General features: G+C 48.9%; 13 protein-coding genes and 1 CRISPR repeat array. Of the genes, 8 read left to right on the forward strand and 5 right to left on the reverse strand.

Annotated features, from left to right (window positions below; genetic code table 11):
* Positions 1–203 precede the first annotated feature (203 nt).
* Positions 204–822: direct repeats of the CRISPR family, unit length 36 nt; unit sequence CTTTAAGTGATTAGATGAATTAAATGTGATTAGCAC.
* Positions 823–993: 171 nt separating this feature from the next.
* Positions 994–2,349, forward strand: coding sequence for a PepSY-associated TM helix domain-containing protein (locus CLV36_RS04445; protein ID WP_245888277.1), 1,356 nt, complete (start codon positions 994–996; stop codon positions 2,347–2,349).
* A gap of 118 nt (positions 2,350–2,467) precedes the next feature.
* Here CLV36_RS04445 and CLV36_RS04450 read toward each other — a convergent pair whose 3' ends face one another.
* A complete protein-coding gene (locus CLV36_RS04450) occupies positions 2,468–3,403 on the reverse strand; it encodes a hypothetical protein (RefSeq protein ID WP_106341866.1) in 936 nt (311 codons plus the stop codon).
* A 457-nt stretch (positions 3,404–3,860) separates the two neighbouring features.
* Here CLV36_RS04450 and CLV36_RS04455 point away from each other — a divergent pair, with 457 nt between their 5' ends.
* The 4 genes from CLV36_RS04455 to CLV36_RS04465 all read left to right on the forward strand — a co-directional run bounded on the left by CLV36_RS04455 (position 3,861) and on the right by CLV36_RS04465 (position 7,854).
* Complete coding sequence (locus tag CLV36_RS04455) at positions 3,861–6,080, forward strand: immune inhibitor A domain-containing protein (protein ID WP_106341867.1); 2,220 nt, start codon at positions 3,861–3,863, stop codon at positions 6,078–6,080.
* Positions 6,081–6,255: 175 nt separating this feature from the next.
* Entirely contained in the window at positions 6,256–6,939 is a 684-nt protein-coding gene (locus tag CLV36_RS04460) for a winged helix-turn-helix domain-containing protein (protein WP_106341868.1), read from the forward strand.
* A gap of 34 nt (positions 6,940–6,973) precedes the next feature.
* Entirely contained in the window at positions 6,974–7,114 is a 141-nt protein-coding gene (locus CLV36_RS17160; RefSeq protein ID WP_181352822.1) for a hypothetical protein, read from the forward strand.
* Between the two features lie 203 nt (positions 7,115–7,317).
* Positions 7,318–7,854: an NAD(P)H-dependent oxidoreductase gene (locus CLV36_RS04465; protein WP_102991168.1), complete on the forward strand. Its 537-nt coding sequence runs from the start codon at positions 7,318–7,320 to the stop codon at positions 7,852–7,854.
* 99 nt (positions 7,855–7,953) lie between these two features.
* On the opposite strand, the gene CLV36_RS04470 is transcribed toward CLV36_RS04465, so the two are convergent.
* From CLV36_RS04470 to CLV36_RS04480, 3 genes are all read right to left on the reverse strand, one after another.
* The gene (locus CLV36_RS04470) at positions 7,954–8,367 is read right to left on the reverse strand and encodes a phage holin family protein (RefSeq protein ID WP_146130592.1); all 414 of its coding nucleotides are present in this window, start codon (positions 8,365–8,367) and stop codon (positions 7,954–7,956) included.
* Between the two features lie 85 nt (positions 8,368–8,452).
* On the reverse strand, positions 8,453–9,910 hold the full coding sequence (locus CLV36_RS04475) for a sensor histidine kinase (protein WP_245888286.1): 1,458 nt from the start codon (positions 9,908–9,910) through the stop codon (positions 8,453–8,455).
* On the reverse strand, positions 9,903–10,565 hold the full coding sequence (locus tag CLV36_RS04480; protein WP_102991171.1) for a response regulator transcription factor: 663 nt from the start codon (positions 10,563–10,565) through the stop codon (positions 9,903–9,905). The genes CLV36_RS04475 and CLV36_RS04480 overlap by 8 nt, the downstream gene beginning before the upstream one ends.
* 172 nt (positions 10,566–10,737) lie before the next feature.
* On the opposite strand from CLV36_RS04480, the gene asnB reads away from it, so the two are divergent.
* Positions 10,738–12,585: an asparagine synthase (glutamine-hydrolyzing) gene (gene asnB / locus CLV36_RS04485; protein WP_106341870.1), complete on the forward strand. Its 1,848-nt coding sequence runs from the start codon at positions 10,738–10,740 to the stop codon at positions 12,583–12,585.
* Between the two features lie 35 nt (positions 12,586–12,620).
* On the opposite strand, the gene CLV36_RS04490 is transcribed toward asnB, so the two are convergent.
* Positions 12,621–13,511, reverse strand: a complete 891-nt coding sequence (locus CLV36_RS04490) for a sporulation protein (RefSeq protein WP_245888287.1) — start codon at positions 13,509–13,511, stop codon at positions 12,621–12,623.
* 522 nt (positions 13,512–14,033) lie between these two features.
* On the opposite strand from CLV36_RS04490, the gene CLV36_RS04495 reads away from it, so the two are divergent.
* Together CLV36_RS04495 and CLV36_RS04500 are read left to right on the forward strand one after the other, a co-directional pair.
* Entirely contained in the window at positions 14,034–14,636 is a 603-nt protein-coding gene (locus CLV36_RS04495; RefSeq protein ID WP_102991174.1) for a TetR/AcrR family transcriptional regulator, read from the forward strand.
* A gap of 92 nt (positions 14,637–14,728) precedes the next feature.
* Positions 14,729–16,753 carry a YhgE/Pip domain-containing protein gene (locus tag CLV36_RS04500; RefSeq protein ID WP_181352823.1) on the forward strand — a complete coding sequence of 675 codons (2,025 nt, stop codon included), beginning with the start codon at positions 14,729–14,731 and terminating at the stop codon, positions 16,751–16,753.
* Positions 16,754–16,784: the final 31 nt, after the last annotated feature.

Genomic DNA, 16,784 nt, shown 5'->3' on the forward strand with positions numbered 1-16,784 from the left:
AGTGCTTAGAAGTAAAATAAACTTGCGAGCGCCTAGTGATGACAAAAAAGACTTACGATCCTCGTAACCCTTTAGTATCAAGATGTATTCCAACTCACTGGTTTATTTTATTAACATATAGATTCATAAAAAGTGTGTTCTAGAGGAAGTGCTCGAATTTACAAGTGAAACTGCACGTAAGACAAAGGATTTCAAGTAATACTCTTTAAGTGATTAGATGAATTAAATGTGATTAGCACCCGGAGCTGCCGATAATTTTTGAGAGTAGAGGGTTGCTTTAAGTGATTAGATGAATTAAATGTGATTAGCACACACTACCCGAAGTTGCATTGGGTTGCCGGATGGCCCCCTTTAAGTGATTAGATGAATTAAATGTGATTAGCACTTCAAGCACGATGGCATGTCTTTCATCGGTAATATTCTTTAAGTGATTAGATGAATTAAATGTGATTAGCACAGCTGGTCAAGATCGCGTTCGATATGGCGGCCCAGCTTTAAGTGATTAGATGAATTAAATGTGATTAGCACTTATCCAAGACCTGTCCCAAGTTGAGGAGTTATATGGCTTTAAGTGATTAGATGAATTAAATGTGATTAGCACAAGGACGGCACGCACGGAACCATATACAAAGTCAGCCGGCTTTAAGTGATTAGATGAATTAAATGTGATTAGCACTGCAAGACCGCGATAGTAACGGGAAAGAACGTCCATGGCCTTTAAGTGATTAGATGAATTAAATGTGATTAGCACCTCGCAGAGATGAACAAACGACAACCAAAGAAGGCCTTTAAGTGATTAGATGAATTAAATGTGATTAGCACGATGAATTATATATTTTTCGTCTAGTTTCTTCCCTTACTGAACGCGTTGCTACTTTTTTGGTCACTGGATAGACACAAATGATAGCTCCTTGGAGTCATGTGGGTGTTTTGGATGGCGCTTTATAATCGAGTAGGCATTCCTGCATGATTGAGAAGACAGGAGGAGAATCAGTGTCTACCACAGCTCACAAACCTCAACGGTTGATGCAGTTGATTTGGCGTTGGCATTTTTATGCGGGGATTATCTTTGCCCCGTTTATTGTGATCCTATCTATTACCGGTGCGGTGTATTTGTTTAAGCCGCAATTGGAGGATTGGCTTTATCGGGATGATTACTATATTCAGGAACCTCAGAAGCAAAACGGCAAGTTGACGCCATCCATGCAGGTGGAAGCGGTGCGTAAGGTATACCCCTATGGGCAAATCACGAGCTATCGGCCGAGTGATGGGCCAAACCGGACAGCCGAAGTTGGGGTGATGGACAAGGGGCAGTCGGCAACGGTTTTCGTCAATCCCTATTCGGGCCGTGTCGTCGGTCAGATCAAGGAAGACGAGCGGTTGTTGGAGAAGATCGAAAAGTTACACGGTGAATTGATGATGGGGACGATGGGAGACCGATTGGTGGAGCTGGCTGCCTGCTGGGCGATGATCCTGGTCATCACGGGTCTGTATCTGTGGTGGCCCAAGGAAAAAACCATCCGCGGTGCGTTGATTCCGCGTTTGACGAAAGGCGGGCGGATATTCTGGCGCGATGCCCATGCCGTCACCGGAGTTTGGTTATCAGGGTTTGCTATTTTGCTGATCTTGACGGGGTTGCCATGGTCTGGCGTGGCTGGGGATTTGATCAGTAAATTGGCGACGTCCACTCATACGGGATACCCCGCGTTTGCATTTGTAGGCGGACCCAAGCCGGAATCCGCCAAACCGACCAAACAAGTTGCCGATGTCCCTTGGGCAGCGGAAAAGGTGCCCGTCCCAGAGTCATCCGGTGAGGCGACTCCCTTGCCCTTGGAACAGGTGATGGAGATTGCTAAAGCGAACCAAGTGGCCTCTGGTTACACGGTGTATTTTCCTGAGGGGGACAAAGGGGTTTACACTGTGTCGTTGTCAGCTGACAAACCAGAAGATGAAATGGTGTTGCACATTGATCAATATAGCGGGAAGGTGTTGGTTCGTGTCGGGTTTTCCGACTATGGCTGGATGGCCAAAGTGATTTCCATCGGCATTGCCTTACATGAAGGTCGGTACTTTGGCTTGCCGAACCAAGTGATCGGGCTGGTGGTTTGTCTTGGCTTGGTAGCGGTGGCGATCAGCGGCCTGGTGATGTGGTGGAAGCGGAGGCCGCGCGGCAAGTTGGGCGCACCTGCTCTGCCCAAGGACGCCAAGTTGACGAGGGGACTGACAGCCATTGTTATTGGTCTGGGGCTTCTGATGCCGCTGGCCGGATTGTCGATGTTGTTTGTTTTTATGGTGGATCGATTGGTTGTCAAAAGGTTGCCTGCTGTCCAGCAGTGGTTGGGTGCATAGGCTTGAAGGGGATTCCTCTAGATGGGAATATATTTCGGCTGAATATGCCGCTTGCAAACAAGGCACCGCCTCCTGTTTTTAAACGGGGGGCGGTGCCTCTTGTCGTGTGCTTCGCCGCTTACTTCACGAGCGACTTAATATTGCCATAATACAGGTGATAAGTTTGACGTTTCCCGCCTCTGCGATATTTTTTCGCACCTGATTCAAAGCTGACATAGAGCTGGCTGCCGACTTGCACTATTTCTTCCGACATAGAATGCATGGTCACGCTCTTCACTTTTTTGGCTTTGCTACCAAATCCTTTGTAGATGTCCAGCTTACTGTCGTATTTGCGTCCAAATGAGCGACTGTAGAGGACATAGGCGCTGTTGTCCACATCTTTGCCGTAAAACTCTACGCCTTGAACGTCGGTTGGCGTCTGGTATGTAGTGTACTTGGCAGAGAAGTTTTCATTTTTATCCAACGAGTGGCAGTACAGATTGCCGTGCGACCCTTTGCTTTTGGGAACCCATTGCCCAATACACAGTTGTTTGTCGGGAGTGGGGTTGTTTTTCTTGTATTTGTAATGGTAGGTGACATAGGAAGTGGCATGCTTGAGGTTATGCACCTTTTTGGGATAGATGTTCCCTTTGCTCTTGGTCGAGATCAAGCTAGAAAGCGGATATTGCAAGAGATAGCTGTGTTTCCCGGTGGTGGAAGCGACCCACAGGTAGTTAGAGGTTACCGCGATGCCACCGACATGGCCGTAATGCTTTTTCCCTTTCCCCTCATACAGGTAGACATTTTTAACATATTTGCCAGAAGCTTTGTCCACAACAGCAATGGTGCTGGGATGTCCTTCTGCCCCTTTTCCCTGATCCCAATAATTAGAGATTAAGAGCCAGTTTTTCGATTTAAGGTATGTGAGCCCTTGCGGAACCCAACCGTAGTTTTTGACGCCTGGCATTTCCGGCCCGGCTTTGAACAAGCTGCTGGCGTCAACGGTTGTCGGTGTGGCAGACAAAGTCACTATACATATCAGTAAAGCGGCGACGGACCATTTTTTCCATCTCATCGTTTAACCCCCTAGCGTGAATACATCGTTTCATCGTGCATATTCATGTGTTTTTTTCTTGCGGAGCCGGCCGATAGATCATTTGTCATGCTTAGAAGGGAGCCTAATTTTGCTATAATTAGATTTTATTGTTTTTTCTGTAGCGCGTGGATGTGTATATGGGTGGAAGGCTTCTTGGCGACGGCTACCTTCCCTTTACCCGAAAATCCCTTGGTTTATGCAGTATCCCAACGCTTGTAGTAAAGGTTTTATCGATGTGCAGGCCGCTTGTTCACGGTTTGTTCATAAATAAAAATAGGTTATTTTAATAATATTGTTTTCCTTTAACATAGTATTTAAATATAATATAGTTAGAATTATTTACTTAATACTGTGACTGAGGGGTCTATTGCACATTTTATTTTGAGAGGCTGGTTATGTAAGTAATTCACTAAAAAGTCCGGAAAGGGTGAGTAGAGTGAAATTCAGCAAAACAATGGCTGGTGTGCTATCCTCCGCGTTGGTTATCAGCGGGTTTGCTACCGCGCCGATGGCCTTGGCGAAGCCGACTGCACCAGGAACGCATGAAAAGCACATCGACTGGGCAAGTGTTGATGTTGAGCGTTTGTCCAAAGCGCTGAAGGAACGGGGTGTCGTCAGCAAAAAGGCTTCCGAGAAAGAAGTAGAAAAAGCGGTGGAAGCATATGTGAAGAAGCGTGCTTTTGAAAGCGGTATCGACACCTCTACCACTTTTGGTAAAAAAGCGAAAAAAGGGTTGGAAGGCGTCCAAAAGGAAAATGCCCAAAAGGCTAACAAAGGCAAAAGAGGAAAATTCGGCAAAAACGCTCATAAAGACAACATTGTGCTGGCGTTGGTCGAATTTCCGGACTATAAACATAACCGCTTGAAAGAAGAGCCTGGCTATCTCTACACCAAAGACTTTAATCCGGTCCATTATCAAAAAATGCTGTTTAATCAGCAAGGATACACAACGCCTGAAGGGCTTAAACTGACGACGATGGCCCAATTCTATCTGCAACAATCAGGCGGCACGTGGACCGTTGATGGGACGGTTACGCCGTGGTTGGAATCCAAGCGGACGGCTAAAGAAAACGATGCCGACCCACGCGGTTTGGTTGTCGAAACCTTGACCCAAGTGGGCCAAGCTATTAAAGGGAACGAAGCAAAATATGACCAACGCGACCCCTATGACCTGGACCAAGATGGCAACGTGATGGAGCCGGACGGCATGCTGGACAACCTGATGCTGGTTCACGCCGGCGTGGGTGAAGAAGCGGGCGGCGGAGAGCTCGGGGAAGACGCGATCTGGTCTCACCGTTGGACGCTGAAACAACCGACAGCAATCCCAGGAACTTCACTTAAAGCTTATGATTACATGATTCAACCGGAAGATGGCGCAGTTGGCGTATTTGCGCATGAATATGGCCACAATTTGGGCTTGCCGGACTTGTATGACACCACCAACACGGGTCTTGGTTCCCCCGTTGGCACATGGTCCTTGATGTCTGGTGGTTCCTGGAATGGTAAAGTATCCGGTACCGAACCTGTCGGATTTGACCCGTGGTCCAAGCTCTATTTGCAAACCACATTTGGTGGGAAATGGATCGCTGCGAAAGAAGTCGACCTCAAAGACCTCACCAAGAGAGGCAAGGATGTCAAGTTGAATGAAGCTGTCAACTTGAAACCGGAAAACAAAGTGCTGAAAATCAATCTGCCCGATGTGGAGAAACTACCGCCGACTCAGCCAGTGGGTGGCAAATTCGCTTATTTCTCCGACATGGGTGACGACCTCAACACCCGCATGGTTTCAAACGAAATCGATTTGACTGGTGCGAAACAAGCGGTGTTGCGTTTCGATTCTTGGAGACAAATCGAGGCTGGTTACGATTATCTGTATGTGAATGTCATCGATGTAGCAACCAACGAGAAGAAGACGGTCAAATCGTTTGACGACGACACCAAGAAAGCTTGGGTCAAAGAAGAAATCGACTTGTCCGCTTTCGTCAACAAAAAGATCAAAGTAGAATTCAACTATGTCACTGACGGCGGGTTGGCGATGGAAGGGTTCTATGTTGACAACATTGTGGTAGACGCCGACGGCAAAACGGTCTTCGCCGACGATGCCGAATCAACGCCGAAGTTTACCTTGTCTGGCTTCATCCATTTCGACGGCAAAGGGAAGATGTACCCCAACTACTATCTGGTAGAATGGCGCACGCACAATGGAGTGGACAAAGGGCTAAAATACTTGCGCCGTGGCAACAGCTTCATCACCAGCGATCCGGGTATGCTCGTATGGTATGTGGATAGCCGTTACTTGGACAACAACACCAGCGCTCATGCGGGTTATGGCATGAACGGACTGGTTGACGCTCACCAACGTGTCCACTACTGGAACAACGATCCGAGCAAACCGGCTGGCGATCGCTACCAACTGGTAGATGCTGCTTTCGGCTTCAAGAAAACCTCCGACATCAACATTGAAAACTACGCGAGCCTCGGCTCTATGCATTACAAAGGATTGCCCGGGGTTTCCACCTTCTTTGACGGCAATGACTACTCCCTCAAAGGAGCGCCTGAAGTGGGTAAAATCTTGCCGAAGCACGGTGTGCAAATCCAGTTGAAGAAGGTACTTAAGGACGGAAAAGCTGCTCAGATCAAAATCTCCAAGAAATAAGAATGATCGACGCCCCGCTGGCCATTCGGCGGGGTGTTTTTTTGCACACCCAATTGGAGGCATTTGCCAAAGTGCTAAAAATGTGAATATCATATGCACAAATTATATTGCGTTCATGGTACATTTATTTTATAATCAGTAAATTTTATTGTTTTTCTATGGAGGAAGGAACAGGATGGAACCGCTAGCTTATCTTTATGTGAAAAAGGGGCTTCCTTTTCCTGTGGGAGCATGTGTTGCGCTTGACAAGGAAAGATACTCCTTGGGCAGAGCGAGTAAAGATGTCAAACCGGATTTGGCTTTTGTTCATCAATGCATCTCTCGGCTCCATGCATCGATTGACATCATAGAAGGGAAAGCGTTTATCTGTGATCTCGGAAGCAAATTGGGGACGGAAGTGGGTACGGAGCGGTTGCGCCCACATCAGCCATATCCGTTGAAAAATTATGACCTGATCCGTTTGGCGGGGGAAATGGTGCAATTGCAATTTGTCTATGCGTACGCGGAACAAACATTGGATTTGAACCTCGACGTGTCCGCTATGCAGGACACAGCCACTGACGCCTTCGCGATCGATATGCATAAACGCAGCTGTAAGGTTTTTAACAAACCGATCTCGCTGTCGGAAAAAGAGTGGAATCTGCTCTTGCTGTTGTATGAACGCCGTTACCAGCTCGTATCCACTGAAGATCTTATCAAGGCCGTGTGGTCTGAACGGTCGCCACAAGCAAACGGAATCCCGGATGTCAGTTTGACCGAGGTGAATTCATTGATCTACCGCGTGCGCCAGAAATTAAAAAACGCGGTAAAGATCGAGAATGTGAGAGGAAAAGGGTATGTACTCAATTTGAAAGTGTAGCAATGTAGCTTAAGATGGACGGAGGACAGTCCACATGACTAGGGTGTGTCTGGCAAATCAAGTTGGTGGGGAAGAAGCGGCGGAAAAACCTTTTCTCGAGGAGTTCCGATGCACAAGTGAAGCGAATGAGAAAAAGGTTTTGGAGCCGCTGGCCTATTCATCAGACACGCCCTAGTGTGAGTACATAGCCAATCACAGGAAAACGCGGCAATTAAAAGCCGTTTACGTCGATCTGATGGAGGCGGCTTTGATTTGCCCCGCCTTCGGTCGGACAAGAGGGAAAAGTTGAAACCATGCAAGGAAAGTGTTCTATATTTGAATTGATTATTGTTAAAATAGATGAAAATGACCCTGATGGTGGCCAAAGGAGAAGGAGATATGAGAGTCTTAGTAATTGTAGCCCATCCCAACTTGGAAAACTCGCGCGTGAACAGCCGTTGGGTCAAGGAATTGAAAATGCATCAGCACTCGCGCTGGGTGACCATACATAACCTGTACAAGGAATATCCTGATTTCCGGATTGATGTGGAGCGTGAGCAAGCGTTGTTGATGGGGCATGATCGAATTGTGTTCCAATTTCCATTGCAATGGTACAGCACGCCTGCGTTGCTCAAACAATGGCAAGACGATGTGTTGACATATGGTTGGGCGTACGGAACAAACGGCAACAAATTGCACGGCAAAGAGTTGATCATTGCCTTTTCGGCCGGCGGCTCTGCGGATGCTTATCAAGCCAACGGGTTTAACCAATTTACCATTGACGAATTTTTGCGTCCGTTGCAACAAGTGGCTAAGCTGACGGGGCTGAAATTGCTTCCGTATTTCCGTTTTCATGGTGCGTTTCAAGTGAATGAAGAGCAATTAGAATTAAGCGCCAAGTATTATGCGCAATATGTGTTTCATCAAAGCAATTGAATAAGAGCGAGGGACGAAAGACACCTCTGTCAGTGTGGGTGAGGACTTGCATTGACAGAGGTGTCTTTATACGCGCAACATAGGCGAAACTGCCGGCGTTTACAGATGCACTTTCACTCCGAGGCTGTGGGTGAATAGATCCACTGCGGTGACAATCAAGGTGCCTTGCAGTACGGAGGTAAACTGGTTCATTTCAAATCCTTCGAGAAACGCGGCGATTCCCCCCAACATGAATAGATTGATAAAGAATACAGACAGATTGAAGGTCCAAAAGAATGCCAACCATTTAAAACGGATGGAGCGGTCTTCCAGAAAAAAGGGCAGGAAAAGAAGCACGGTAAATCCACCTAATAGATAACCAATCAACCGGATTGACGCCACGCCAAAGGCGATCCCCATCCCTTCCACCTCAATGCCCTTCGCCCACCAGTCGAGCGCGAAGATGGCGAGTGTGCTGAGCAATAGCTGAAGGATCGCTTTGTTCGCATCCCAATAAGCTGTGATGGTCATCACCCTCCTGCCGTGAGATCGGTGCCCTGATAGATTCGCGATAAGCGAGTGAAAATCTTGCTCGCTCTGGGCTCTTTTCGCCAAAGGATTAGGGCGTGTCAGGCGGAACGTGCTGTCCGTCGGAGGGAAAGCGAATCGAGAACAAGACCCCGTCGGCGGTGTTGGTCAGTTGATATGGGAAACGGTGCACTTCCAAGATCCGCTTCACGATGAATAACCCTAGCCCACTTCCCCCAGTGCTACGATTCCGCGACTTTTCCAACCGGGTGAACGCTTGGAAGAGACGGTCGATTTCCGCTTCATCGATGTGCGACCCTGTGTTTTGCACTTTGAGTAGCAGGTGATCCCCCTCGTCGGTCAGGGAGATGGAGACAGTGGCTTCCTCTGGTGCGTATTTCATAGCATTGTCGATCACATTGGAGACGGCTTTTTCCAACCAAGCCCGGTCCGCTTTGACTTGTAAGGAAGGTTGGATGTCAGTATGCAGTTGGATGCGTCGGTCGTTGCGGAAATAATCAAACCGTTTGATTACTCCTTCGATCATCTCGGACAAAGAGAAGGTTTCTTGCTTTAAGCCGAAGTCGACCATTTCCAGCTTGGATAATTCCAGAATCTCGTTTACCAATTCCCTCAGTTCCTGCATGATCGCATATGAGCGTTGCAAATACTTGTCCCTGTCGCGATATGCCCCGATCTTGTGGATCATGCCCTCCAATTGGCCCATGACTGCGGTGATCGGCGATTTTAGTTCATGGGAGATTGTCGCCAAAAATTCACGCCGTTTGGCTTCTTGCTCCCGTTCGCGTTGAATGTCCCCTTTCAGTTTGGCATTGGCCTTTGTCAGATCGGCCATAGCCGCTTCCAGATTGCGGGCCAAGTCATTGAGACTGCGGGAAAGCTCGCCGATTTCATCTTGTGCGCCTTCTACACATCGTTCACTGAAATCCAGCCGGGCCATGCGTTTGGCTACCCGATTGATGCTGAGCAGGGGTTGGGAGATGATTTTGGCGTAGAGAAACGCGCCTCCTAGTGAGACCAGTAAAATGATCAAGCCGACATAAGGCATGAACATGAAGATCGCGTCGGAGGCTTCCTCAATCGGTTGCAGGGTGACGCTGATGAAGGCGATGTAGGTTCCATCGGCAAAGGTAAGCGGCTTTTCAGCCGTATAAACGCGGGCCGTTTCAGGATCACCGGTGTCCGATTCCTGGGGGATTCCCAGCGCTGAAGCATCTGGAAGTTGCTTTAGTTGGATGTAGACGGGCGGTCGGTACACCACGCGGCCTTCCAAGTCGGCCACCACCAACCCCGCGTTGTAGGTATGGGCGAATTGGTCCAACGTTTTTTGCGCGTTGGCGATCGGGATTGTGGCGGCTTCGATCTTCAACTCTCGGAATCCGTTTTCCAACCGGTTGATTTTGTATTGATAATAATAGGAAGGGAGTAGAAAGTAGAAAAGCGAAAAGATGAGCAAAGCGGACACACACAATAGCAAGCTGGTGATGAGAAAAATTTTCCCGGTAATGCCTTGCCGTAATTTAGTCACCAATTTTATAACCAATCCCCTTTACCGTCTGAATGTACGAACTCCCCAATTTTTTGCGGAGATTCTTGATGTGTGTGTCGACTACACGGGGATCGCCGTAAAAATCAATTCCCCACACTTGGTTTAACAACATGTCGCGGCTTAACACTTTGCCCCGGTTGCGCAACAGCGCGTGCAATATGTCAAATTCCTTGGCCGTCAAATCGGGCTTCTTTGAGCCCACCGTCACCGTATGCCCTTCAGTGTCCAACACCAAGCCGTTATAACTGAGCCGCTGGGATGGTTCGGTCCGGTGGGTGCGGCGCAACACGGCTTCTACGCGCTTGATAAGCACATTAAACGAAAACGGTTTGCTGACATAATCATCGACACCCAACTCAAAGCCTTTGAGTTGATCCGTCTCCTCCCCCAGAGCGGTGAGCATGATGATGGGCACATTGGATTGGTCGCGAATCATCTTGCAAACGCTGTGCCCGTCCAGCTGGGGTAACATCACGTCTAGGATCACCAAGTCGACTGGCTTTTCTCGAAATATGCGAATGCCTTCTAGCCCGTCGCTGGCCACAGTGACTTCGTACGCCTGCGAGCGCAGAAACTCTTGGATCAGCTCTTGAATGTCAAGGTCATCTTCAATAACCAAGATCGAATAAGACATGTGCGGTTCACCTCATATTCCCATTATTATAATGCGTTTCCGTGAAGTTTGTGTGAAGCGGTGGGCTTTTCCAGATTAAAACAGAACGGCCGCAGACGATTTGAAGACACCTTTTGTAATACCTCACATAAGATGAAGAGTAGACATACGCCTAGAAAGGGTGGGGAGTCTGATGTGCGGTATCACAGGATGGGTTGATTACCAGCGGGATTTACGGGGTTGCACCACCTTGCTGGAGAAGATGAATGAGACGCTTGAAGCACGCGGACCCGATGCGGAAGGTAGATGGATCGGGGAGCATGTCGCTTTGGGACACCGCCGGTTGATCGTCATCGACCCGGAGGGCGGAACGCAACCGATGGAGAAGAAGTTGGAGGGTCGCACCTATGTGATCACTTACAACGGTGAATTGTACAATATGGATGAGCTCCGGTTGAAGTTGCAGTCCCTCGGACACCAGCTACGCACTCGGTCGGACACGGAATTAATCCTCACGGCGTATATCCAGTGGGGGATGGAGTGTCCGCGCCATTTGAACGGGATTTTCGCCTTTGCCATCTGGGATGAGGCTGAGCAACGGTTGTTTGCGGCGCGCGATCGCATTGGCGTAAAACCATTTTTCTATTCGCAAGTGGGCGGTTCGTTTCTATTTGCGTCAGAAGTAAAAGCGTTGTTGGCCCATCCAGACATTGAACCTATAATTGGGGCGGAAGGGCTGGCGGAGATCTTGGTCATGGGGCCTGCGCGCACGCCAGGTGTCGGGGTGTTTCGGGATATCAAAGAATTGCGGCCGGGACATATGCTCGCTTTTGACAGAGATGGCTTGCGAATTCGTCCCTACTGGGAATTGGTGAGCGACCACCACACTGATGATCTGGAAACGACGGTTGCCAAAGTGCGGGAACTGTTTGAGGATGCCGTCAAGCGCCAGTTGGTATCCGATGTGCCGATTGGCACCATGTTGTCTGGGGGGCTGGATTCCAGTGCGATCTCCGCGTGCGCAGCCAGAACCTTCATTGAAGAGGGACGGGGGCGGTTGTCCACCTTCTCTGTCGATTACGCGGACAACGACAAACATTTTCATGTCAATGAGTTTCAACCCAACTCCGATGCGCCGTGGGTACAATTGATGGCCGATGTGATTGAATCTGACCATCATGTGGTGCTGTTGGATAATGAGGAATTGATAGAAAACCTGATTCAAGCCATGATCGCCCGCGATTTTCCCGGCATGGCCGACATTGACGCATCTCTTTATTTGTTTTCCAGAGAGATCAAGAAGAAGATGACGGTAGTACTGTCTGGTGAGTGTGCGGATGAAGTGTTTGGCGGCTATCCGTGGTTCCACCGGGAAGAGATGATCAATGCCGACACGTTCCCATGGTCGCGGTTGGTTGATAAGCGGATTCCGTTTATTTCCCCGGAAATCGTCCAGCGGATTCAACCATTGGCCTATGTGGAGTCGCGTTATCAGGAGGCATTGGCGGAAGTGCCGCGTTTATCTGAGGAAAGCGCGACAGAAGCGCGAATGCGGGAAATGTTTTATTTAAACCTGACCCGCTGGATGCCCACCTTGCTTGACCGCAAAGACCGGATGAGTATGGCTTTCGGCTTGGAAGTGCGGGTGCCGTTTTGCGACCATCATCTAGTGGAATATGTTTGGAACATCCCATGGTCCATGAAAAGTATAGGAAACCGGGAGAAAGGATTGTTGCGTTATGCGTTGAAGGGCATATTGCCCCCGGAAATCATCGAGCGTAAAAAAAGTCCTTATCCCAAGACGCATCACCCTGTTTATTTGCGTACCATGCAACAACGCGTGTTGCAATTGACGGAAGACGCGCAGGAGCCGATGTTTCAATTGCTTGATCGACAAGCGGTTCGCCGGTTTGTTGAGCAAGACTTGACCTGCACACATCTGCCGTGGTTTGGGCAATTGATGAATGTGCCCGCTCTGCTGGCATACTGGTTGCAGTTAAACGAATGGTTAAAGCGGTATCGGGTCAAAGTGGATATTTAGGGCATAGCGAAACATAGCCACTTCAAGAGAAGTGGCTATGTTTTTTCCCCATTGCCGCCAAAGTGCAACCAGCTATAATCCTGCAATCGGTCATGATTTACCTTGACATCGTCTTTAAACCAAGATCCAGAAGCGAGCCCGGCTGCAAAGCCGCCGATGGCTCCCAGTTTGCTCCATTGCTTATGATCGCGGAAATAGTACTTTTGACTGTCGCCCAGCCGATGAGGTTCGTTTATCATCTCTTGCACTGATTGACGCAGTCTTTGCAGAAGGATTGCAGGGTCGTCCAATTGCTTAGAGGTGAAGTGGATTTCTCGGCGCACTTGATGATTCCCCACCAAATCCACTTCCATTAACAACCCGATGCCGTCCTCTTCCATTTTGGCTGCGAATTGAAGGTGAGTGACTTCTTTGGCCAAAGCGGAGGTGGGGGTGAATTCGAACTTTTGCAAATAACCGTCAAAGGAACGGGAGCCGTACTTTTCTTGAAATCCTAGCTCCCTCAAAGCTGCTTGGATTTGCCGCAGGGAGGGTGGAGGTAGGATGACGATGGAGTTATGGTCGGTTTGGTCGACGGCCTCGGCAATGTCCAACCGGGTGGCAAAAGAATACGAAATGGAATATCCGGACAAGAGCAAATTATTGGGCAAGGTGTATGTGAACGGAAATGTTTTTTTGGCGCCGGGATGAATTTCAAACGGTTCGCCGAATGAAAAACGTTGGATCAAATGGGTGGTGACTTGATCATGCTGTTGCATGTGAATAGCGAAGTCAATGTCCACTTTATTGATCTGTTGGGTTACTATGCCCCCTTGGATAACAAGAGAACCGGCAATCGTTTCACCCAGTGTGTACTCTTCTTTTCCCAATTTCAAGTCAACACGGGTGCCGCCTTTGCCTATTTTGGCGAGATAATCTTTAAACACCAATGAACATGGGCCTCCTCATGTGAATGTACTTATATTTTACCATGTTTTGAAAGGGTTTTCGCGATGAAGCCGCGGGTGTGGATGGGTCGATGTCACCCGCTCTGGCGGAATAATACCCTAGCTGGGCGGAAGTTACGCTTCCAAGTTCAACCATGGCCGAGGTAAAACATTCCGTACGGACATTCGATTTTTTGTCACAAAAACGCGGCAGTGAGTGACACAAAAAACCGGTTGTTTGCGAATGATATAGTAGGTGCAACCATTGGCTACACCCTTCTCTATGACTTGGGAAAACATGGGCTATAGGCGCTTCATATGAGTTTCTCTGATAACCACCCCCCGATGGGGGCGTGGTTTTTTTTTAAACATCGACTAATGGTGTAGACCGGATGGATTGAATTGTCAGCAAGTGATGCTTTTTTTTGCACATAATAAACAAAGCACGTCTTAGTGTGTCAAAATCAAAGACAATCCCTTATACTTGAAAGATGGAGTATCGGGTAGATGGGGGAGTGAGGGATGCGTCACGAAAAAGTGGACATGATTTTCCAAGCCGCCGTGGAAGTGTTTGCCGAGAGTGGGTTTGATCAGGCTAAAATGGATGATATTGCCCAAAAGGCCGGAGTGGCGAAGGGAACGATCTATTATCATTTTAAAAGCAAGGAAGAGCTGTTCGCCGGTTTGATCAATGAAGGGATTGAAAAGCTGATCGAGTACGCTGATCGGTATATTGAGAGCACCGAAGAACCGGTGGCCAAATTTCGCCATCTGATCAAAGCGCATGTTCTTTTTTTCATCCATCATGCCAAATTGGCGAAGTTACTGTTAAATGAAGCGTTTGGTACCAAAGAGCGGCAACGCCATTTTCGTGGGAAGATTAGGGAGTATATCACATTGATTGAAAAGGTGTTAATAGAAGGGAAAGAAAAAGGGGATTTTAACATTAATCACACATTGGAAACAGCCAGCGCCATTTTTGGAGCGGCCAGTGTGATCGTGTTGCAAAAGTTGTATCATGCAGAGGATCATGAGGTAGCGGAGATGGAAAAAGATTTGCCGGCAATTTTGGAAACGCTTGAAGCGTTGCTGATCAAGGGGATTGTCGATGTAACAAAATTGTAACCACTTCTTCTCTTGCAACTATGCAGGAGAAGCGGTAAATTAAATTTTGTACTGACCAGTCAGTCTAATTTTTTATGGGAGGAGGATGCACGATGAAGTGGTTGAAGGAAAAGTTGGCCACTGGCCAAATTGGCTTTCGAGACCTTCAGTCCTTATGGAGTCAAAAACCGATGCGGTTGGCGCTCATGGGCATCCTTGCCATTCCATTGGTCTATAGTTTGATCTATCTCAAAGCGTTTTACGATCCTTATGAGAATATGCAATATCTGCCCGTAGCCGTTGTAAACGAAGACCGCGGTGTGGTCAAAGACGGAGAGCGGATTGATATTGGTGATGAGTTGCGGAAGAAGTTGAGCGAAGACTCCAAGGTGAAGTGGGAATTTGTGTCCCGGGATCAGATGATGGAAGGGTTCAGAGAGGAACGGTATTACATCGGTATTGTGATTCCGAAGGATTTATCCCAAAAAGCCGTGTCGCTCGACAGCCCCAAACCACTCAAAGGACAGTTGGAATACTATGTGGATGAAAGCACCAACTACCTGTCCGGGAAAATCGGGGAATCCCTGCGGCGCGAGTTGGAGATCTCGCTGGAAGAAAACTTGACTGAAGCCTATGCGGAAGAGATTTTTGGTTCGATCGCCCAGTCTACGCGAGACTTGGACAAAGCGGCCAAGGGCGCGGCAGAACTGCGCGACGGCACCCGCAAAGCCTTGTCGGCTAGCGGTCAGTTGGCGGCGGCGCTGGGCAAATTGGAAGACGGGTTGTCGCAAATCACCAGCGGGTTGCAATTAGCTTCTGGCAAAGTGGATGCGACCAAAGTGAAGGTGGCGCAAGCAATGCCGTATTTGGAAGCGGCAGACCGGGTATTGGGCCGTTTGGAGCAAGTGCTGAACCAACCTTTGGGTGAGACGGGGCGGCACATGGCCGATTGGGTAAGCCGATTGCGCTCCAGCCAATCGACCCTGGCACAATCAGGGGTTCAGCTGGATCGATCGCAGGCTGCGTTAGATCGGCTGTTGGCGCGCCATCCCGAGCTTGCCGGCGACAAAGATATAGAAGCCATCCGCTCGGCGCTGGGGAATGCGGAAGGGTTGCAAGGGCAGAGCCATCAAAAGATCGGGCAACTCGCTATCCAAGCGCCGGGGATCAAAGATAAGTTGGATCGGTTGGAACAGGCACGCCAACGGGTCGTGAGTGAAGGGAAAGTACGGGAGCTACACGCCAAAGTGAAGCAAGTGCAAAAAGATTTGAACCAGATCAATGTGCTTGCGTCAGGACTGAATCAGTTGGAAAATGGAGCGAATAAAGCTCTGTCAGGTACGCGCCAGATTCACGATGGGCAAAACGCCCTGCGAGCCGGCCTGAAGAAAATCCACGCTGGCCAAGCTGAATTGGCGAAAGGGCTGAAAGAAGGTGTGGCCAACGCCAAAGAGAAGCTCAAAGGCGTTGAACTCAAGGAAAATATGTTGGCCGATCCGATTGTGATCAAAGAGAAGAATTTCCATGCTGTCCCCAATTACGCAACCGGTTTTGCGCCATACTTCATATCCCTGTCATTATGGGTGGGGGCGATGTTGCTGTTTACGGTCGTCGACCTGTACCGTGCGATCAAGCGCCCCGGTGGCGAGCCGCTCAGCTTGGCGACAGGTGGCTTGATCGGGTCAGCGCAAGCGGTCATCTTGTGCGGGATATTGCTTGTCGCCCTCAATCTTCAGCCGAAACTGACCGGATGGATGTATCTGTTTACGATTATCATGGCGTTTACGTTTATCGCTATTAACCAGATGCTGGTCGCGCTCTTTGGCAATGTGGGCCGCTTTTTGGCCATCATTGTGCTTATGCTGCAACTGGCTTCCAGTGGCGGTTCGTATCCGGTGGAATTGCTGCCTGAGTTTTTCCGGGCGCTACACCCTTATCTGCCGATGACGTACACGATTCACGGCCTCAGGGCGATACTGTCCAATGGGAATGTGCAAGCGGTGTTGCATGATACCGGGATATTGCTCGGGTTCATGGCCGGGGCATACATGGTGACGCAAACCTTCCTTCTGGTTGTGAGACCATGGATGCAAAGCCTGTCTGCCAAATTGAAAACCAGATTGGCACAATCAAGCTGACGCTGTACAGAAGCCGTTTTACCCCTATTGC

Origin of the sequence: Laceyella sediminis (genome assembly GCF_003003125.1) — a bacterium.
In the GTDB taxonomy this organism is placed as follows: Bacteria; Bacillota; Bacilli; order Thermoactinomycetales; family Thermoactinomycetaceae; genus Laceyella; species Laceyella tengchongensis.